This window comes from Streptomyces sp. CNS606 (genome assembly GCF_000426325.1).
The window spans coordinates 260363-280244 of the sequence record NZ_AUFD01000005.1 but is presented as its reverse complement, the minus strand read 5'-3'; the positions used below and the strand labels follow the sequence as shown (position 1 = coordinate 280244).

Annotated in this window: 18 protein-coding genes; 3 read left to right on the top strand and 15 right to left on the bottom strand. The window is 73.6% G+C overall.

Annotated elements, in window-relative coordinates:
• The first annotated feature begins 3 nt into the window (after window positions 1-3).
• Entirely contained in the window at window positions 4-798 is a 795-nt protein-coding gene (locus K304_RS0101315; RefSeq protein ID WP_027762269.1) for a tyrosine-protein phosphatase, read from the top strand.
• 19 nt (window positions 799-817) lie between these two features.
• Here the strand turns inward: K304_RS0101315 and hpnH are convergent, their stop codons facing one another.
• From hpnH to K304_RS0101275, 8 genes are all read right to left on the bottom strand, one after another.
• A complete protein-coding gene (hpnH, locus tag K304_RS0101310; protein WP_027762268.1) occupies window positions 818-1840 on the bottom strand; it encodes an adenosyl-hopene transferase HpnH in 1023 nt (340 codons plus the stop codon).
• 6 nt (window positions 1841-1846) lie between these two features.
• Window positions 1847-2524 (bottom strand): phosphorylase family protein, encoded by a 678-nt coding sequence (locus K304_RS0101305; RefSeq protein WP_051307705.1) that lies wholly within the window; start codon window positions 2522-2524, stop codon window positions 1847-1849.
• 17 nt (window positions 2525-2541) lie between these two features.
• Complete coding sequence (shc, locus tag K304_RS0101300) at window positions 2542-4518, bottom strand: squalene--hopene cyclase (RefSeq protein WP_027762266.1); 1977 nt, start codon at window positions 4516-4518, stop codon at window positions 2542-2544.
• Window positions 4519-4531: 13 nt separating this feature from the next.
• Window positions 4532-5671 carry a polyprenyl synthetase family protein gene (locus K304_RS0101295; protein WP_078528229.1) on the bottom strand — a complete coding sequence of 380 codons (1140 nt, stop codon included), beginning with the start codon at window positions 5669-5671 and terminating at the stop codon, window positions 4532-4534.
• The gene (gene hpnE, locus K304_RS26680) at window positions 5668-7137 is read right to left on the bottom strand and encodes a hydroxysqualene dehydroxylase HpnE (RefSeq protein WP_051307628.1); all 1470 of its coding nucleotides are present in this window, start codon (window positions 7135-7137) and stop codon (window positions 5668-5670) included. The genes K304_RS0101295 and hpnE overlap by 4 nt, the downstream gene beginning before the upstream one ends.
• Window positions 7134-8120 (bottom strand): presqualene diphosphate synthase HpnD, encoded by a 987-nt coding sequence (hpnD, locus tag K304_RS0101285; protein WP_078528226.1) that lies wholly within the window; start codon window positions 8118-8120, stop codon window positions 7134-7136. Before hpnD ends, hpnE begins: the two co-directional genes overlap by 4 nt.
• A gap of 10 nt (window positions 8121-8130) precedes the next feature.
• Complete coding sequence (gene hpnC, locus K304_RS0101280; protein WP_027762263.1) at window positions 8131-9054, bottom strand: squalene synthase HpnC; 924 nt, start codon at window positions 9052-9054, stop codon at window positions 8131-8133.
• 131 nt (window positions 9055-9185) lie between these two features.
• Complete coding sequence (locus K304_RS0101275; RefSeq protein ID WP_027762262.1) at window positions 9186-9848, bottom strand: TetR/AcrR family transcriptional regulator; 663 nt, start codon at window positions 9846-9848, stop codon at window positions 9186-9188.
• 86 nt (window positions 9849-9934) lie between these two features.
• Between K304_RS0101275 and K304_RS0101270 the strand changes: the two genes are divergently transcribed.
• The gene (locus K304_RS0101270; protein ID WP_027762261.1) at window positions 9935-12142 is read left to right on the top strand and encodes an MMPL family transporter; all 2208 of its coding nucleotides are present in this window, start codon (window positions 9935-9937) and stop codon (window positions 12140-12142) included.
• A gap of 63 nt (window positions 12143-12205) precedes the next feature.
• On the opposite strand, the gene K304_RS0101265 is transcribed toward K304_RS0101270, so the two are convergent.
• From K304_RS0101265 to K304_RS0101235, 7 genes are all read right to left on the bottom strand, one after another.
• Window positions 12206-13015: an ABC transporter ATP-binding protein gene (locus tag K304_RS0101265; RefSeq protein ID WP_051307626.1), complete on the bottom strand. Its 810-nt coding sequence runs from the start codon at window positions 13013-13015 to the stop codon at window positions 12206-12208.
• Window positions 13002-13946 (bottom strand): ABC transporter permease, encoded by a 945-nt coding sequence (locus K304_RS0101260; RefSeq protein ID WP_027762259.1) that lies wholly within the window; start codon window positions 13944-13946, stop codon window positions 13002-13004. Before K304_RS0101260 ends, K304_RS0101265 begins: the two co-directional genes overlap by 14 nt.
• A gap of 66 nt (window positions 13947-14012) precedes the next feature.
• Window positions 14013-14858 carry a glycosyltransferase gene (locus K304_RS0101255; RefSeq protein ID WP_051307704.1) on the bottom strand — a complete coding sequence of 282 codons (846 nt, stop codon included), beginning with the start codon at window positions 14856-14858 and terminating at the stop codon, window positions 14013-14015.
• A gap of 56 nt (window positions 14859-14914) precedes the next feature.
• A complete protein-coding gene (locus K304_RS0101250) occupies window positions 14915-15694 on the bottom strand; it encodes a CDP-alcohol phosphatidyltransferase family protein (RefSeq protein WP_078528223.1) in 780 nt (259 codons plus the stop codon).
• Window positions 15672-16733, bottom strand: a complete 1062-nt coding sequence (locus tag K304_RS0101245) for an iron-containing alcohol dehydrogenase family protein (protein WP_027762256.1) — start codon at window positions 16731-16733, stop codon at window positions 15672-15674. Before K304_RS0101245 ends, K304_RS0101250 begins: the two co-directional genes overlap by 23 nt.
• Complete coding sequence (locus K304_RS0101240) at window positions 16721-17458, bottom strand: phosphocholine cytidylyltransferase family protein (RefSeq protein ID WP_027762255.1); 738 nt, start codon at window positions 17456-17458, stop codon at window positions 16721-16723. Before K304_RS0101240 ends, K304_RS0101245 begins: the two co-directional genes overlap by 13 nt.
• A complete protein-coding gene (locus K304_RS0101235; RefSeq protein ID WP_078528313.1) occupies window positions 17455-19167 on the bottom strand; it encodes a CDP-alcohol phosphatidyltransferase family protein in 1713 nt (570 codons plus the stop codon). The genes K304_RS0101240 and K304_RS0101235 overlap by 4 nt, the downstream gene beginning before the upstream one ends.
• 270 nt (window positions 19168-19437) lie before the next feature.
• On the opposite strand from K304_RS0101235, the gene K304_RS33850 reads away from it, so the two are divergent.
• Window positions 19438-19572, top strand: a complete 135-nt coding sequence (locus K304_RS33850; protein ID WP_486591540.1) for a hypothetical protein — start codon at window positions 19438-19440, stop codon at window positions 19570-19572.
• Window positions 19573-19882: the final 310 nt, after the last annotated feature.

The following is a 19882-nucleotide window of genomic DNA, read 5'->3' as shown; positions in this document are numbered from 1 at the left end:
CATGTGACGCAGCAGTCCGCCGAGCCGAAGCTGACCGGGGTGCGCAACTTCCGCGACGTGGGCGGGCTGCCGGCCGCCGAGGGGCGCCGGGTGCGTCCGGGCGTCCTGTTCCGCAGCGGCCATCTGGCGCACGCAACCGCGGAAGACGTGGAGTTCCTCGGCGGGCTGGGGCTGCACACGGTCTTCGACTTCCGCAACGCGGCCGACCAGGCCCTGGAAGGGCCGGACGCCCGGCTGCCGGGCGTCCGCAACGTCAACATTCCGCTGACGGACCCGGCGGAGGGCGCGGAGTTCTGGCGGATGGTGCGGGACGGGGACATGGCGCAGCTGCGCCGGGCGCTCTCGGACGGGCAGGCGGCCGGCCGGATGACCGCCTCGTACCGGTCGATCATCCGGCACCGGACGGGCGAGCACAGCCGGGTGCTGCACGCCATGGCCGAGGACAGCCTGCCCGCCCTGATGCACTGCGCCGCGGGCAAGGACCGTGCGGGCCTCTCCGTCGCCGTGACGCTGCTCGCGGTCGGCGTGGACCGGGAGGCGATCGAGGCGGACTACCTCACGTCGAACTCGCCGCACCGCCGCTACAAGGTGCACCGTTCCGAGGGGGCGGAGGGCGGGCTGTCGCCCGAGGTGATGGAACTGCTGGCACCGCTCTTCGACGCCCGCCCCTCCTACCTCGCGGCGGCGTACGACGCCATCGAGGAGACGTGGGGCGGGGTCGAGAGCTACCTCGGGGAGGGCCTGAAGCTGGCCGACGGGACGCGCGAACGGCTCCGGGCACGCTTGCTGGAGGACTGAGCACGCCGGGCGGCGCGGCTCACGCCTTCGAGCCGCCCACGGTCTCGCGCACGGCCCGCAGCGACTCCCTGAGCGAGCCCATCGTCGCCAGCACGGCGGTCGGCTCGTACCCGCAGTGCGCCATGCAGTTGGCGCACCGCGCGTCGCGGCCGCGGCCGTACGCCTCCCAGTCGGTCTCCTCCACCAGCTCGCGGTAGGTGGCCACATAGCCGTCGCTCATCAGGTAGCAGGGGCGCTGCCAGCCGAAGAGGGAGTAGTTGGGGATCGCCCACGCGGTGCAGGGGAAGTCGGCCCGGCCTTCCAGGAAGTCGAGGAAGAGCGGGCTGTGGTTGAGCCGCCAGCGGCGGCGGTTGCCGCCCGCGAAGGCCTTCCGGAAGAGCGCGCGGGTCTGCTCGACGCCCAGGAAGTGGTCCTGGTCGGGGGCCTTCTCGTAGGCATAGGCGGGCGAGATCATCATCTCGTCGACCCTCAGCTCGTCGTTGAGGTAGTCGAGGACGTCCACGACGGTCTGCGGGGTGTCGGTGTTGAAGAACGTCGAGTTGGTGGTGACCCGGAAGCCGCGCCGCTGGGCCTCCCTGATCGCGGCCACCGCCTCGTCGAAGACGCCCTCCTTGGCCACCGAGGCGTCGTGGCGCTCGCGGAGCCCGTCGATGTGCACCGCGAACGCGAAGTACGGCGACGGAGTGAAGAGGTCCATCTTCTTACGCAGCAGCATCGCGTTGGTGCACAGGAAGACGTACTTGCGGCGGGCGACGAGCTGCCGCACGATCTCGCCGATCTGCGGGTGCATCAGCGGCTCGCCGCCCGCGATCGACACCATCGGCGCGCCCGACTCCAGGACGGCACCGACCGCCTGCGCGACCGGCATGCGCTGCTTGAGCACGCCCGCCGGATGCTGGATCTTGCCGCATCCCTCGCAGGCCAGGTTGCAGGCGTAGAGCGGCTCCAGTTCGACGATCAGCGGGAACTTGTCCCGCCTGCGGAGCTTCTGCTGGGCCAGGTAGGTGCCGATGCGGACGGTCTGACGGAGCGGCATGGCCATGGCGGCTCACCTCCGGGAGAGCGGCAGGGATCGGTGCCAGGCGAGGAGCGCCGGCAGCAGGGTGCACAGGACACGGAATGCCGATATTCCTCCCCGCAGCGTCCCGATCCGCAGCAGCTCGTGCCCGGGAGCGTCCACCACCACCCGTACGGCGGTCACCGGGCGGTCCGGGGCGCCACGGACGGCGGCGGCCAGCGTCGCGGCGGACTCCATGTCCACGGCGACCGCTCCGGTGCCGCGCAGCGCGTCGCGCCGGCCGCCGCGCACGACGTGGCCGGATCCGGCGATCGGGCCGGTGTGCACGGTGCCGAGCTCCGCCAGGGCGCGGGCGAGCGGCGTGTTCCCGGTGCACGGGGTACGGCCGGCGGCGTCGCGGGTGTCGTCGGCGAGGACGAGGTCGCCGGGGCGCATCCCGGGCAGCAGCCCGGCGCAGAACCCCGCGGCGACCACGGCGGTGCCCCCCGGCACCGGCTCGTCCCGCAGGGCCCGCGCCAGGGCCCCGCGGGCGGCCGCGGGTCCCATGCCGGTGCGGAGCACCGTCACGGGACCCGGGCCGACGGCGAGGCCGGTGCGGGGGCCGGTGCGGCGGGTCAGCGCGAACCGTTCGACGCCGAGCGCGCAGGCGACCAGCAGCGGCGCGGCGGCAGGCCGCCGGGTGCCCGCCCCGGGCGGCGGGGCGGGCACGGGACCGGACCGCCCGTTCACGCCGCGGCCCGGGGCTCCGGGTTGCCGTGCAGGTAGCGGCCCAGTGCCATCAGCGGGAACACCTGCCGGTAGAGGTGGTAGTTGATGGAGAAGTCCCAGGGGAAGCCGGTGCCGGTGAACCACGGCTCCTCCCAGGAGCCGTCCTCCCGCTGGGTGCGGGCCAGCCACTCCACGCCCCGGCGGGCGGCCTGGCCGTCCCGTTCGCCGGCGGCGAGCAGGGCCAGCAGCGCCCAGCCGGTCTGGGAGGCCGTGGAGGCGCCGCGGCCGACCCAGTCGGGCTCGGGGTAGGAGCGCAGGTCCTCGCCCCAGCCGCCGTCGTCGTTCTGGACCTTCTCCAGCCAGGCGACGGAGCGGCGGATCGCCGGATGGCCGTCGGGGACGCCGGCCGCGACGAGTGCGGGCACGACGGCGCCGGTGCCGTAGACGTGGTTGACGCCCCAGCGGCCGAACCAGGCTCCGCTCGCCTCCTGTTCGGCGAGCAGCCAGCGCACGGCGCGCCGGGTGGCGGGCTCGTCGGCACGGCCCTCGTGGGCCAGCATCTCCACCACGTGCGCGGTGACGTCGGCCGACGGCGGGTCGATGACCTCGCCGAAGTCGCAGAACGGCAGCCGGTTGGGGAGGCTGCTGGTGTTGTCGGCGTCGAACGCCCCCCAGGCCCCGTCCCGGCACTGCATGCCCAGCGACCAGCGCACGGCACGGGCGACGGCGGCGTCGATCCGTGACGGGTCGGGGTGCCGCAGGCGTCGGAGCGCGAGCGCCACCTCGGCGGTGTCGTCGAGGTCGGGGTAGGTGACGTTGTGGAACTCGAACGCCCAGCCCCCGGGCGGCAGTCCGGGTCTGCGCACGGACCAGTCGCCGGGCCGGGTGATCTCCTCGCCCAGCATCCAGTCGCCGGCCTTCAGCAGCGCGGGGTGGTCGGCGGGGAGGCCGGCGTCGGAGAGGGCGAGCGTGGCCAGGCAGGTGTCCCACACCGGTGACTGGCAGGCCTCGACCATGCGGACCGGCCCGTCGGGGGTCTCCCGCCACACGGCGAAGCGGTCCAGGGACTCCAGCCCGGCGCGCAGCACCGGGTGGTCCAGGTCGTAGCCGAGGAGCCGCAGCGCGATGACGGAGTACACCGCCGGAGGCTGGATGCCGCCCCAGCAGCCGTCGTTCTCCTGGCGCTCGACGATCCACCGGCCGGCGTCCCGCAGGGCGGCGCGGCGCAGCGGCCGCAGCGCGACGCCCCGGTAGGCGTGCAGCGCGCGGTCGAGGCGCTGGAAGACGCCGTCCCAGGTGAACGCGGAGGCCGTACGACCGCGAGGCGGGCAGGGCCGGGCGGGGTCGCGGTGCAGTTCGTCCAGCGCGAACGGGGCCGGCCGCACCGGGCGGTGCGCGGAGACGACGGTGAGCGGCACGATGGTCTGCCGCGCCCAGCAGCCGAAGTCGTAGATGTTGAGCGGGAACCAGCGGGGCAGGTAGACCAGCTCCGGCGGCAGCTCCGGCAGGTCCTCCCAGCGCCACCAGCCGAACAGGGCCAGCCAGATGCGGGTGAAGACGCGGGCGGTGGCGACGCCGCCGCGCCTGCGCACCCAGGCGGAGGCCCGCGCCATGTGCGCGTCCGCCGGGTCGTCGCCGGCCAGACGCAGCGCGACGTACGCCTCGACCGTGGTGGAGACGTCGCCGGGGCCGCCGTGGAAGGTGGACCAGGCACCGTCCTCGCGCTGCCGGGAACGGATCCAGCGGGCGCTCGCCTCCGTGAGCTTGGCGTCCTGCACGCCGAGGAACTCGCGCAGCAGCAGGTCCTCGGCGTCCATGGTGACGTTCGTCTCCAGGTCGCCCTTCCACCAGCCCGCCGTGTCCTGACGGGCCAGCAGGTGCTCGACGGCGCGGGCGGCGGCGTCCTCGGCGGTTCTCCGCAGCGGGGTGCCGTGCACCTGTCCGAGCGTGGCGGCGGGGACGGCGGCGCTGCCGCTCCCGGCTGTGGTGGTCATACCTACCCCTTCCTCACCGTTGTCTCACGACCACGAAGTCGGCGAGCGCCGTGAACTGCTCGCGCACGTGGCCGGGCATGGCGACGCGGTCCAGGGCCCGCAGCGCCCCGGCGTGCTGGCGGCGGGCCTCCTGCTCCGTCCAGGCGCGGCCGCCGGCCTCCTCGATGAGGGCGGCGCGGGCGGCGAACTCGGCCTCGTCGAAGTCCTCGAACTCGGCCTGGCTCTTCTTGGCGTCGGCCGTCATCAGCTCGGCGAGGCGGCGGGCGGCGTCGCCGGGCGCGGCGAGGGCGGCGGAGACCGGCAGCGACTTCTTGCGCTGCCGCAGGTCGCTCCATGCCTTCTTGCCGGTGGCGGCCGGGTCGCCCCAGATGCCGAGCAGGTCGTCGACGGCCTGGAAGGCCAGACCGAGGTGGAAGCCGTAGTCCTCCAGGGCGTCGGCGGTGTCCTCGGCGGCGCCGCCGAGGACGGCCCCGATGGAGGTGGCGCACGCCAGGAGGGCGGCGGTCTTGTTGCCCTCCATCTCCAGGCACTCCTCGACGGTGACCCGTTCGCGGTGCTCGTAGGAGATGTCCTGGGCCTGACCGTCGATCAGCTTGCGGGAAGCCGCGGTGAGCCGCCGGGTGGCGCGGCCCGCCTCGGGGGTGCCCAGTTCCAGCAGTATTTCTCCGGCCAGGGCGAACAGCGCGTCGCCGACGAGGATCGCCTGGGCGGGGCCGTGCACCTTCCACACGGTGTCGCGGTGGCGGCGCTGCTCGTCGCCGTCCATCAGGTCGTCGTGCAGCAGCGAGAAGTTGTGCACCAGCTCCACCGCGGCGGCTCCGGGGAGGGCCGTCTCGGCGGCGGCGCCGGCGGCCTCGGCGGAGAGCAGCGCCAGGGCGGGACGTACGGCCTTGCCGCCGTCGCCGTCGGCGGGGTCGCCGTGGGCGTCGATCCAGCCGAAGTGGTAGGCGGCGACGGTGTCCATCGGGGAGGCGAGCCGGCCGACGGCGGCGCGCAGCACGGGCGTGGACAGGGCGCGGCCGCGTTCCAGCAGGGCGGTGACCTTGGCGGTGTCGGCCGCGCTGGGGCCCTCGGGCAGGCCCGCTCCGGCCGTGCCGCTCCCCCGGTCCGCCGGCGCGGCGGCCTCTTCTGCGCGTTCGGTGGTGGCGCTCATGCCACGGCCCTTCTCTCGATGCGGTGCGATGGATCTGCGTCGTGCGGGCGGCCTGCGGCGTCGAGGGCCGCCCGCGCGGCGGCGAGGCCGCTCCGTACGGCGCTCTCCATGGTTGCTGGCCAGCCAGTATCGGTCCACGCTCCGGCGAGCTGGACACCGGGCAGCCGGGTACGGCTTCCGGGGCGCAGCCGGGCGGTGCCGGGAGCGGGCGCGAAGGTGGCGGTGCGCTCCCGGGTGACGAAGAAGTCGCGCACCCGCGCGCCGTGTGCGGCGGGCAGCAGGCGTTCCAGCGCGGGCAGGTAGCGGGCGCGGAGGTCCTTCAGGGGGCGGTCGATGTCGTCGTGTGCGGCGGACTGGGAGAGGGCGAGGTACTGGCCGGGGCCGGTGAGGCCGGAGGGCTCGGTGCGGTCGAAGACCCATTGGACGTCGCTGCCGAGGGCGGCGAAGAAGGGACGGCGCAGCACCGGCCGGTCGTAGACGACGTGGACGTTGAGGATGGGCGCGTCGCCGAGCGAGAGCAGGCGGCGTGCTTCGGGCAGGGCGCCGTCGGGCAGCAGCCGGTACGCCTCGCGGTGCGGCACGGCGAGGACGACGGTGCCGGCGGTGAACTCCTCGGACGGGCCGGGGCCGCTGTCGGCGGTCACCCGCCAGGGTGCGGGGCGGCCCGGCGGGGGCCCGGCGGGGGTGAGGTCGCGGACGCGGGCGCGCAGCCGGACGTCCACGCCTGCGCGGTCCAGGGCGGCGCGGGCCAGCGTGTCGTGGAGGTCGCCGAGCGGGACGCGGGCGGCTCCGATGTCGGCGGCGCCGGGCGCGGACAGCAGGCCGGTGCGGAAGACCTTCGCGGCGAGCGCGAGGGAGGCGTGCGGGGCGCGCGCGTTGAGGGTGGCCACGCCCACCAGGTCCCAGAGGGCCTCGACGGCATGGGGTGTCTGGCCCCGGCGGTGCAGCCAGGAGGCGAAGTCGGTGCGGTCCAGGTCGGGGTCGGCGGGGTCGAGGCTGCGCAGAGCGAGTGCCGTCCGCGCGGCGCTCACCCGTTCTGTGGGCGAGAGGTGCGGGTAGCCGGCGAGGCTCGCCGCCAGGTGCAGCGGGACGGGCAGGGTCGTGCGGTGCAGCCGTCCCAGCCGGCCGGTCGCCGCGTCCAGGACGGGGACGTCCAGCCGCCGCTGGACGGGAGCGAGGCGCGTCCCGCCGACACGGCCGAGGAACCACTGGTAGGCGGTGCAGCAGCGCAGGTGCACGTGCTGGCCGTTGTCGACCGTGAGCGGACCGGCCGGCGAGTCGCGGCGGAAGGAGAAGGCCAGTCCGCCCAGGCGCGGCCGGGACTCCAGCAGCGTGACGTGCAGTCCGGCGTCGGCGAGGTTCAGCGCGGCCGTCGTGCCGGCGAGTCCCCCGCCGACGACGACGGCGCGCCGTTCCGGCGGGGGCTCGGGCGCCGCCGAGGGGTGCGGCTGCGGGCTGCGGCTCATGCGCCGCTCCGCGGGGTGAGGGCGCGGCGGGCGTTGCGGGCGGCCTGTCTGCTGTCGCTGCCGGCGAGCCCGCGCAGCGCGACGTAGGCCTTCTCGCGGGAGGGCAGGGAGACGCGACCGCGGAGCACGGCGAGCGGGTCGTGGGCGATGCGGTCCAGGAGGCGGTGGTAGATGCCGGCCATGGCGGCGACGCAGGCGCCGGACCGGCGGTCGAGCATGGGGAGCAGGGTGTACCCCTCGTCGAAGAGGGTGCGGGCACGCCGCACCTCGAAGTGGATCAGTCCGGCGAAGTCGGCGCCGGGGGGTGGCGAGTCGGTGGAGAAGCCGCCGGAGCAGCCGAAGGTGTCGAGGTCCTCGGTGGGCAGATAGGTGCGTCCGCTCTCTGCGTCTTCCCTGACGTCGCGGAGGATATTGGTGAGCTGGAGGGCGAGGCCGAGCGTATCGGCGTACTGTGCGGCGCGAGCCGACTCGCGCGCGCCGCCCCGTGCTCCGGCGCCCAGGCCGGCGGCCGTGCCGAAGACGCCGAGCGAAAGCCGCCCCACGGTGCCCGCCACGCAGCGGCAGTACTCGCGCAGTTCCTCCCAGGTCTCGTAGCGGCGGCCGTGCACGTCCATGAGGACGCCGTCGATCAGCTCGTCCAGCGCGTCCAGGGGGATGGGGTAGCTGCCGGCGGCGTGTCCGAGGGCGACGGCGACCGGGTCGGTGTCGTCCTCGGACACGCCGCCGCCGCGGACCCGGGTGAGGACGGCGCGCGCCTCTGCAAGCCGCGTCTCCTTGGCGGCGGCGCCGAGCGGGCCGTCGCCGATGTCGTCGATCCGGCGGGAGAAGGCGTAGAGGGCGGACATGGCACGTCGCTTGCCCGGCGGCAGCAGGCGGATGCCGTAGGAGAAGTTCCGGGCCTGGCTGCCGGTGACGGCCTCGCAGTACGTGTAGGCGGCGAGGACGGGCGGGGACAGCCGGAGTTCGCACTGGGCTGTGACCACGGTGGTTCGGTCACCCCTCTCTTCGCAGGGCCGCACCCGCGCCGCGCAGCAGGCCGGCCTTGGTGGGTGCGGGGGGTCCGGGCAGTACGTCGTGGCCGGCGCGCCGGATCGCGGCGAGCGCCGCCCGTCCCCCGCCGACGTAGCCGGCGAGCAGCAGGCGGAGCCTGCCGCGGACGCTGCGGACCAGCGGGGTGCCCTGGTCGAGCAGCCGGTGTCCGCGCTCGCACTCGAAGGCGATGAGGGCCCGCAGGGGGGCGCCGGCCGTGGGGGCGGCCAGGTCCGTCTCGGTGACCCCGAAGCGCCGCATGTCCCGGGCGGGGAGGTAGACGCGGTCGCGGTGCAGGTCCTCGGCGACGTCCTGGAGGTGTTCGACGATCTGCAGGCCGGTGCACACCGCGTCGGAGTGGCGGAGGCGTTCGGGGGTGGCGGTGCCGGTGACGGCGAGCACCAGTCTGCCGACGGGGTTGGCGGACAGTTCGCAGTAGCGTTCGAGGTCCGCGAAGGTCTCGTAGCGGCGGACCTTCTGGTCCTGCCGGTTGGCCTCGATCAGGCCGAGGAAGGGCTCGGGGCCGAGTGCGTGGGCCCGTACGGTCGGGACGAGCGCGGCGAGCAGCGGGTGGCGGGGCGGTCCCGCGCCCGTGGTGTCCGGGCGGCCCGTCGCGGCGTGGAGGGCGCGGTACAGGTCCGCCTCGAAGGCGTCGAGCAGGGCCAGCCGGTCGTGGGCCCTCTCCGGTCCGATGCCGAGCAGTGCGGCGTCGTGGCCGCCGGGGGCGAGGTCGCCGTCGCCGATGTCGTCCACCAGCCGGGCGAAGCCGTAGACGGCCATCAGGTCGCGGCGCCAGGCCTTGGGCAGCATCCGGGGCGCGACCGGGAAGTTCTCGTGCGCGGCCTTGTCGAGCACGGCGCGCGTCCGTGCGTCCGCTTGCGCGGTCACCGCGGGCTGCCATGATCCGGAACCGTCACATGTCCGTTTCTACACCCTCATGACAGTATGCCCCATTTCGGACACGCCCATCGGAGGTGCCCGCCCGCGAACCCGGCTCCCACCCGCTCACACGACAACACTCAGGGAGCGGTGAATCCGGCGAGGAGCGTACGCAGCGTGCGGTCCACGGCGGCCTCCCGCCGGTCGTCCGGAAGCTGCGCGAACGGACCGTCGAGCAGCAGCACGGACAGGCCGTGCACCGTCGACCAGGCGGCGACCTCCGCACCCGGGCGCCGACGGGCGGGCATCCGGCCGCAGGCGACGAGCCGGTCGAGAACGTCGATCAGCATCTCGAAGGAGCGGAACTGCCACTCGCCGGACGAAGGGCTGGGCACGCCGTTCTCGTTGAGCACCATCGCCAGCTCGGGCGTGTCGCAGAACGCGGAACGGAACAGGCCCGGCTCCCGCAGGGCGAAGGAGATGTAGCCGCGCCCCATCGCGAGGACGGCGTCCTCCACCTCGTCGCCGGTCGCGTCCGGACCGAGTTCACCCGGGGCGGCCATGGACTCCGCGAGGTGCCGCTGGCCGCACACCTTCACCGCGAAGAGCAGGTCGCCCTGACCGTTGAAGTGGCGGTAGGCCGCGGTGGGCGACACGCCGACCCGCCGGGCGGCCGCCCGCAGTACGACGGCGTCCGGTCCGCCCTCCCGGGCCAGGTCCGTCGCGGCGTCGATGAGCGCGTTGCGCAGATCGCCGTGGTGGTAGGCGGCGCGGTGACCGGTCTTCCCCGAGGTCTCTCCCATGCCTTCCATCCTGCCCGATGTTGACAGCATAAACATCGCCTGCTTGAGTGGATGTTGACAGCGTAAACATGAAGGGGGATCCCACCGTGTTGGATCGCATCGCCGCGCTCGCCCTGCGCCGGGCCCGCGCACTCCTGCTCCTCGCTCTGGTCGCGGTGGTGGCCATGGGAGCCGTCGGCTTCGGCGCGTTCGGAAAGCTCCAGGGCGGTGGGTTCGAGGACCCGGACGCACCCTCCAGCCGCGCCCAGCAGGTGATCGAGGAGAAGTTCGGCGGCGACACCAACCTGGTACTGCTGGTCCGGGCCGAGGACGGCCTCGACTCCCCCGCCGCACAGGACGCCGGACGCGAGCTCACCGCGGGCGTCCAGGACGCGCCGCACGTCACCCGCGTCGTCTCCTGGTTCACCACCTCCGACCCCGCGCTCGCCTCCGGGGACGGAGACCGGGCGCTGATCCTCGCCCACGTGGAGGGCGACAGCACCACCCTCGCCGACCGGGCGAAGACCGTGACGGACGAGTGGGCCGGCGACCGCGGCGCGGTCACCGTGCAGGCCGGGGGCTTCGCCGCGCTCAACAACGACATCACCTCCCAGGTCTCGGAGGACCTGGCGCTGGCCGAAGCCATCGCCGTGCCGCTCACCCTGATCCTGCTGGTCATCGCCTTCGGCAGCGTGGTCGCGGCGCTGCTGCCGCTGGCCATCGGGCTGATCGCGATCCTCGGCACCTTCGCCGAGCTGTACGTGCTCGGCTCGCTCACCGACGTCTCCGTGTTCTCGGTCAACCTCACCACCGCGCTCGGCCTGGGCCTCGGCATCGACTACGGACTGCTGCTGGTCAGCCGGTTCCGGGAGCGGCTGGCCGAGGGCGACGAGGTGCCCGCGGCGCTGCGCACGACGGTCACCACGGCGGGGCGCACGATCGCCTTCTCGGCGGCCACGGTGATCGCGGCACTGTCCGCGCTCATGCTGTTCCCGCAGTTCTTCCTGCGCTCGTTCGCCTACGCGGGCATCGGCGTGGTGGCGATCGCCGCACTCTCCGCGCTGATCGTCGTACCCGCCCTGCTGGCCGTCCTCGGACACCGCGTCAACGCGGGACGGGTGCCCTGGGCGAAGACCGTGCGACGCGCCGACGCCCCGGTGTGGGGACGCCTCGCCCGCCTGGTCATGCGGCGCCCCGCGCTGACCGCGCTGCCGGTGCTCGCGGTCCTGCTGCTGGCGGCGAGCCCGCTGCTCGGCGCCACGTTCGGCACGCCCGACGAGCGGGTCCTGCCGGAGCAGGCGCAGAGCCGGCAGGTCTCCACCGCGGTCGCGGAAGGCTTCCCCGGCAACGACGCCGGAGCGATCCAGGTCGTCACCGAGGGCGCGGTCCCCGCGAGCGAGCTGGCGCCGTACGCCGAACGGCTGTCGCGGCTGGACGGCGTGGCGCGCGTGCAGGCGAGCACCGGCGTCTACACCGACGGCCGTGCCACTCCCCCGGGCCAGGCGGCCGAGGCCCTCGCCCGGCCGGACGCACAGCGGGTGACCGTCGTCAGCACCCTGGAGCCCAAGTCCGCCGAGGCGCAGGACCTGGTGCGCGAGGTGCGGGCCGTCGACGGTCCGGGAGGCGTCGGCACCCTCGTCGGCGGCACGGACGCGCAGCTCGTCGACTCCAGGCAGGCCATCGCCGACCGGCTTCCCGCCGCGATCGGCATGGTGGTCGGCACCACCCTCGTCCTGCTGTTCCTCTTCACCGGGAGCGTCGTCCAGCCACTGCGGGCCCTGGTCCTCAACACGGTGAGCCTGACCGCCGCCATCGGCGCCATGGTGTGGATCTTCCAGGACGGACACCTGTCGGACCTGCTCGGCTTCACCCCGATGCCCATGGACACGTCCATGACGGTGCTGCTGTTCTGCATCGTCTTCGGGCTGTCCATGGACTACGAGGTGTTCGTGACCAGCCGCATCAAGGAGCTGCACGACGCGGGCGCCGACGACACCACGGCGGTGACCAGGGGTCTCGCCCGGACCGGGCGCATCGTGACCATGGCCGCCGGGCTGCTGGCGGTGAGCTTCTTCGCCTTCGTCAGCGGGGAGGTGAGCTTCCTGCAGATGTTCGGCCTCGGCAGCGGGCTGGCCATCCTCATCGACGCCGTCGCGGTGCGGGGCGTGCTGGTCCCCGCCGCGATGCGGCTGCTCGGCCGCCACGCCTGGTACGCGCCGCGTTGGCTGCGCCGGGTGCACGGCCGCGTCGGCCTCGATGAGGGCGGCGGCACCGCGCCCGCGGCGGAACGGGAGCGCACCCCGGCCGGCGTCTGAGCGCACACGCGTCGGGCCCGCACCCTCCGGTCCTCCGGAGGGTGCGGGCCCGACGCGTTGCGGCTACTTGCCGTTGAACTCCTGGTACGCCTCGAGGACTTCCTCGGTCGGGCCGTCCATCCGCAGCTCGCCGTGCTCCAGCCAGAGCACCCGGTCGCAGGTGGTCCGGATGGACTTGTTGTTGTGGCTGACCAGGAAGACGGTCCCCGCCTTCTTCCGCATCTCCGCGATGCGGCGCTCGGACCGCTTGCGGAAGCGCGGGTCGCCGGTGGCCAGCGCCTCGTCGATCATCAGCACCTCGTGCTCCTTGGCCGCGGCGATGGAGAACCGCAGCCGGGCCGACATGCCGGAGGAGTAGGTGCGCATCGGCAGCGTGATGAAGTCGCCCTTCTCGTTGATGCCCGAGAAGTCGACGATGCTCTGGTAGCGCTCCCGGATCTGCTCGCGGGTCATGCCCATCGCGAGCCCGCCGAGTATGACGTTCCGCTCGCCGGTGAGGTCGTTCATCAGTGCGGCGTTCACACCGATGAGCGAAGGCTGGCCGTCGCTGTAGACCGTGCCGCTCTCGGCGGGAATCAGGCCGGCGATGGCCTTGAGCAGGGTGGACTTGCCCGAGCCGTTGGAGCCGATGAGGCCGATGGCCTCGCCGTGGTAAGCGGTGAAGCTGACGCCGCGCACGGCGTGCACCCTGCGGACCCCCCGGTCGGGGTCGCGCCGCAGCATCCTGCTCAGGGCCGCGGTGGCGCTGCCCTTGCCCTTCGAAGGACCGTTGACGCGGTAGACGATGTGCAGGTTCTCGGCGATCACGGTCGGCACCCGTGACTGTGCGGGGGCCGACGCCTCCGTTTCCCTGGACTTCTCAGCCACGGCCATAACGCTCCTCCGCCTTCCAGAAGAACACAAATCCGAAGGCGCCGATCAGCAACGCCCAGCCCAGAGCTGCCAGCCAGCCCCACGGCGCCACGTACGCCATCGTGTAGTCGTCGATAAGGGCCCGGCGCATCAGGTCCATGTAGAGCGTCGCGGGGTTGTACTGGAGGGTCTCCACCAGCCAAGGCGGCGCTCCGGCCTTCTTCTCCATGATGTGCTGCAGGGGAAAGAGCACGCCGGACGCGTACATCCACGTACGCAGCACGAACGGCAGCAGTTGGGCAAGGTCGGGAGTGTGGCTGCCCAGGCGCGCGAAGACGAGGGCAAGGCCGGTGTTGAACACCAGTTGCATGGCCAGCGCGGGGACGATGAGGAACCACGACCAGTCGGGGAACTCCCCAAAACCGACGAGGATCGCGGCCAGCACGATCATCGAGTAGAGCAACTGCTGCAGCTGCTGCAACGAGAAGGAGATCGGCAAGGCCGCACGGGGGAAGTGGAGTGCCCTGACAAGTCCGAGGTTGTTCGCAATGGCCCGAACGCCGCTGAGTACCGATGTCTGGGTGAACGTGAAGACGAAGACGCCCGTCACGAGAAAGGGCACATAGTTGTCCTGGCCACCCGGAACTCCTCGATCGACCTGCAGCAGCATGCCGAAGATCAGGAAGTACACGCCCGCGTTCAGCAGTGGCGTGGTCACCTGCCACAGCTGCCCCAGCTTGGCGTGCGCGTACTGCGCGTGCAGCTTCGCGCGGGAGAAGGTGAGGATGAAGTGGCGCCGGGCCCAGAGCTGCCGGACGTACTCCGGCAGGGAGGGCCGCCTGCCACTGACCGTCAGGCCGTACTTCGCCGCCAGCTCGGCCGGGGACAGGCCGTCGTCCGGTGATGGCGGGGGGTTCACGGCGACCGCACCGTCGTGCGTTGTCTCGCTCACGTTGAAACTTTCGTCCTCACACTGTCCAGTGACTCGGAAGACCCGATGTTCTCAGATCCGAGCTTGTCAGATGACCGGCGGTCGGCCCAGTCGCGTCATGCGCCACACGGTGCGCCATTTCATGGGCCTGCGCGGCCCGCACGGGGTGGTCCAGCCCTCCTTGAACCCGCCCAGCCACGCCTTGAGCGCCGGCCGCGACGGGCGCCTGGCCAGCGTCAGCAGCAGCCATACGCCCAGGTAGACGGGCACCAGCGGGGCGGGGAGGTTGCGGCGGGCCAGCCAGACGCGGTTGCGGGCCACCATGCGGTGGTAGACGGCGTGCCGGCTGGGCAGCGTCGTCGGGTGGTGCAGCACCATGTCCGGCCGGTAGTCGATGGCCCAGCCCGCGTCCTGCGCCCGCCAGGCGAGATCGGTCTCCTCGTGGGCGTAGAAGAAGGCGTCCGGCAGGCCGCCGACCTGCTGGAACACGGCGGTCCGGACGGCGTTGGCGCCGCCCAGGAAGGTGGTGACGCGGGACGGCCGCAGCGGGTCGGACGCGCGCAGCCGGGGGACGTGGCGGCGCTGGGTGACGTCGGTGTCCGGGTCGGCGATGCGGAAGCTGACGATGCCCAGCTCCGGGTCGGCGGCGAACGCCTCCCGGCACAGCCGGGCGGTGTCCTTGCGGGGCAGCAGGCCGTCGTCGTCCAGGAACAGCAGCACGTCGACGTCCCGGCCGCCGGGGCCGAACGCCTCGATGCCGACGTTGCGGCCGCCGGGGATGCCGAGATTTTCCGGAACCTCGACCGTCCGTACACCCGCCGGCAACGCGGGCAGCGGCGCCCCGTTACCGACCACCGCGATCTCGACCGGGGCGCCCTCCTGCGCGGCGACCGAGTCGAGGAGGGCGCGCAGCTCGTCGGGGCGGTTGCCCATGGTGATGACGACCGCCCCGACGGTCACACCGGCCGCCGGGGCCTTCTCGCGCGCGCTCACTTCAGCCTGCTCGAGACGAGGACGGACACGAGGTGGAGCACCGTCTGGAGGAGGGCGATGCCCGCCAGCACCGCCACCGCGAGCCGGGTGAAGTACAGGTCGCCGCGCACGGCGTCCAGCACGGCCACCAGCAGGATGAGCAGGGACGCCTCGATGCCGAGGATCAGCCGGTGGAACTTCAGCGCCGCCGCCGCCTTGCGGGCCAGTGCCAGGCCGGACGACCGCGGCTCGGACGCCGCCTCCTGCACCGGCGGCATCCCGGCCTGGTGCCGGGCGACGCCGACGAGGTCGGTCTCCGCCTTGATCAGGACGGCGCCGAGCGCGGCGAGCGTGCCGAGGAACGCCCACAGCCACTCGGCCCGGCCCTCGCCCCACAGGTCGGCGGCGCGCAGGCCGAGTCCGACGAGAACGGCGGCGTCGCAGAGGTAGGCGCCGACCCGGTCCAGGTAGACGCCGCCGAGCGAGTACTGCTTCTTCCAGCGGGCGATCTCGCCGTCCACGCAGTCGAGCAGCAGGTACAGCTGGACCATCACCACGCCCAGCACCGCCCCGGCTATGCCGGGGACCAGCAGGGCCGGGGCGGCGAGGACACCGGCGAGCGTCATCAGGTAGGTGAGCTGGTTGGGCGTGACCCGCGTGTTGACCAGGTGCCGGTCGACGCGGAGGGACACCTCACGCATGTAGAGGCGTCCCGCCCAGTGCTCACCGCTGCGCCGGTCCTTCACCCCCTCGGGGTGCACGACCGGGCGGAGTTCAGCTACCGATGGCCTTGGCATAGTCGGCGTACGCGTCCTTGATCTGGTCGGTGGACAGGTCGAGGTGTTCGAGGATGGTGTAGCGGCCCGGACGGGTCTGCGGTGCGAACTCGACCGCCCGGACGAACTCCTCGACGCTGAAGCCGATCTCCTCCGGCAGCACCGGCAGGCCGTGCCGGCGCAGCACCTCGGCCATGTACGCGGAGTCCTCCTCGGCGCCGCGCAGGTGCATGGCGAACGCCGCGCCCAGGCCGACCTGTTCGCCGTGGCTGGCCGCGCGCTTGGGGTAGAGGAGGTCGAACGCGTGGTTGATCTCGTGGCAGGCCCCGGACGCGGGACGGCTGTCGCCCGCGACCGACATGGAGATCCCGGTGAGCACCAGGCCCTCGGCGAGCACCTGGAGGAAGTCGTCGTCGCCCACGCCGCCGGGGTGCCGCAGCACGGCCTCGCCGGCCTGGCGGGCCATGGCGGCGGCGAGGCCGTCGATGGACTCGCCGGTCTCCCGGTTGGCCAGCTCCCAGTCGGCGATGCAGGAGATGTTGGACACCGCGTCGCCGATACCGGAGCGCACGAACCGCACGGGCGCCTCACGGACCACGTCGAGGTCGATGACGACCGCGATCGGGTTGGGCACGCCGTACGAGCCGCGGCCCGCATCGTTGTCGAGGGTGGCCACGGGCGAGCACAGGCCGTCGTGGGCGAGGTTGGTGGCGACCGCGACGAGCGGCAGGCCGATGCGGGCCGCCGCGAACTTCGCGCAGTCGATGATCTTCCCGCCGCCCAGGCCGACCACCGCGTCGTAGTGGCCGGACTTCATGGCGTCCGCCAGCTTGATCGCGTCGTCCAGGGTGCCGCCGCCCACCTCGTACCAGGTGGCGCCCGGCAGTGCCGGGGCCAGCCGCTCGCGCAGCTTGGCCCCGGAACCGCCGCTGATGGCGACGGCCAGCTTGCCGATGGCGGAGATCCGCTGGTCGGCGAGGACGTCGGCCAGGTCGTCCAGCGCACCGGGCCGGATGTCGACGACGACTGGCGAGGGGATGAGCCTCGTCAGTACCGGCATGCGATCTCCCGGCCCTTGGCGAGGTCGTCGTGGTTGTCGATCTCGACCCAGGCCACGTCGCCGATGGGGGCCACGTCGACCTTGAAGCCGCGGTCGACCAGCTCCTGGTAGCCGTCCTCGTAGTAGAGGTCGGGGTCGCGTTCGAAGGTGGTCTTCAGGGCGTCGGCCAGCTCGTCGGCCGCGGCGCCCTCGATGAGGGTGACGCCGATGTACTCGCCGGTGGCCTCGGACGGGTCCATCAGCTTGGTGATCTTCTGGACGCCCTTGGCGGGGTCCACGACGACCTTCATCTCCTCGTCGGCGAGCTGCTTCACCGTGTCGAGGGCGAGGATGATCTTCTGGCCGTCGCCGCGCGCGGCGAGCAGGGTCTTCTCGACGGAGACCGGGTGCACGGTGTCGCCGTTGGCGAGGACCACGTCGTGCTTGATGGCGTCACGCCCGCACCACAGGGAGTAGGCGTTGTTCCACTCCTCGGCCTTGTCGTTGTCGATGAGGGTGAGCGTGAGGCCGTACTTCTGCTCCAGGGCCTCCTTGCGCTCGTACACCGCCTCCTTGCGGTAGCCCACGATGATCGCCACCTCGGTCAGGCCGATCTCGGCGAAGTTGCCGAGGGTCAGGTCGAGGATGGTGGTGTCGCCGTCGACCGGCACCAGGGCCTTCGGCAGGGTGTCGGTGTAGGGGCGCAGACGCCGTCCGGCGCCGGCGGCCAGCACGAGGCCGATCATGCGGGTTCTCCTGTTTCGTCGTGTACGGCGGGTGCTCCGCCCGCGGAGGCGGACACCCAGAAGCGGACGCTCTCGACGAGCACCGCCACGGCGATGACCACGGCGAGCGCGGTCAGCGCGAGTGTGAAGCCTTGGCCCGTTCCCCCGAGGAGCAGCGCGGCGGCAACCGTGACCGCCGACGTCCTCCCGTCGTGCCCCCCTGTCGCGCGCACCAGCCAGGCCGGTGGCGCCCCGGTGCCGCCGCGGATGCGGTACACCGTGTCGTAGTGATGGTAGGCGACCGCGGACACCAGTCCGAAAGCGGCGGGCAGGGCGCCGTTCACCTCGGACCGGGCGGCGAGAACGAGCACGGTGGCGTATTCGGCGGTCCGCAGCAGCGGCGGGACCAGCCAGTCCAGCGCGCCCTTGAGCGGGGCGGCGACGGCGAGCCCGGCGAGCACGACGTATCCGGCGGCCGCGAGCACCGGCCACCAGCTGCCGAGGGGTGCCCACAACGCGGCGCCGGTCACCGTCGCTGCGCCCAGCACGGCGAGCACCGGTGCCAGCGGGCCGCGCACGGCTCCGGCGCCGGCCAGGCGGGCGACGGCCCCGGACAGCGGGCCGGTGTCGGCGAGGTCGGCCAGCGCGCGGGCCGCGCGGTCGGTGCGGTGTGCCCGCCGGGTGACCGAGCGCAGTACGCGCCCGCCGGTGGTGTAGCAGGCGGCCAGCGCACAGCCCACGAGCAGCACGGTCAGCGTCACGCGCGGCGAAGTGAAGGCGGTGAGGACGGCGATCAGCGCCCAGCGTTCGCCGATGGGCAGCACGATCATGCGGCGCGCCCAGACCGTCCAGCCGACCCGGTCCAGGCGTCCGGAGAGGGCGGCCGTGGGGCTGGTGTTGGCGGCGGCGTCGTGGTTGGCCTCGGTGAAGGAGAAGTCCACGACGTGGCGCACGGTCTGGAGCACCATGGCCCCCAGCGCGAGCGCCCACACGTCGTCGCCGCCGCGCGCCGCACCCAGCGCCAGACCCGCGTAGTAGGCGTACTCCTTGGCCCGGTCGAAGGTGGCGTCGAGCCAGGCGCCGAGGGTGGAGTACTGCAGGGAGTAGCGGGCGAGCTGTCCGTCGGTGCAGTCCAGCACGAACGAGCCGAGCAGCAGCACCCCGGCCGCGGCGAACCCGGCGCGGGTGCCGGTGGCGGCGCAGGCGGCGGCGATCAGGGCGGTGACGAGGGACGCGGTGGTGACCTGGTTGGGGGTCAGTCCGCGGCGTGCGCACCAGCGTGCCAGGTAGCGGGAGTACGGGCTGATCGCGAACGTGGTGAAGAAGCCGTCGCGCGGCTTCACCGCGCCCCGCAGCCGTACGGCCTCCTCGTCGACGCCGGCCACCGCCTCCTCGGCTGCCCGGCGGGCGTCCGGCCCGTCGGGCACCTCGGCGACGAGGACGCCGAGCGCCGGGCGCTGCACGGGGTCGTCTCCGGCGTCCAGGGTCGCGGCGAGGGCGTCCGGGAGGGTGCCGGTGCCGGGTTCGGCGGGTGGGGACGCGGCGCGGGACGGCGCCGCACCCGGCCCCTCGTCCGCGAGCAGGTCGTCCACGGGGGCGTCCGTCTCCGAAGCTCCGATGCCGCGCTCGGTCGCGCCCGGAGAGGCGGAGGGTGCGGGTGCGCCGTCGTCGTCCGCGCCGCCGGCGGGGCCCGGGACGCGGCCGCGTCCTTCTCCTGGCTGTGCGGGGATCGCGGGGCCGCCGTCCGCGGCCGGACGGGGGCCGTCGAGGGTGCCGGTGCGCGCGCCGGCACCCTCGGACGCGAGACCGTCGGCGTGCGGCGTCCCCACGGTGCCTGCGGCGGTGAGGCCGCCGTGCCGCGCGCCCCCGGGCGCGGGCGCGGCCTGTCCGTCCAGCGCGCGGAGCAGTGCCGGCCGGGCCTGTGGCTGGGCCGTCAGGGCACCGGGCACCGCGGCGGCGGGGAAGCGGGGGTCGGTCAGGGCGAGCCGGAGGCTCTGCAGGTGGCCGACGAACCGGGCGTCGACCAGCGCGACGCGCTCACCGGCCGGGACCCGCCGCACCTCGGCCGCGGCGGCGGCGGCGTCGGCGGCCGTGCGGACGTCGAAGCCCAGGGTCCGCAGGCCGTCCTCGAGTGACGACCCGTCGACCGGTGGACCGGTGAGGATGGCGGTCGGCAGCGGAACTCACTCCTTGACGTGCGGCAGGTCGCCGCGCCGGGCGTCGGGCAGCCGGGCAGCGGCAGGGCACGCCCGCACCGGGGACGCGGCGGGGCGGCATCGGCCATGAGGCTATCGGATCAACGACGTGCGCCGTTCATCGCGCGTTCGCCGGGACACCGCGTGCCGGACGGAAGGGCCCGGGCGCCGCCGGACGGGGCGCCACGGACTAGGGACGACGCGCGGGCGCCCGGCGGTTCCGGCCCGGTCCGGCGGATAGGGTGCCGCC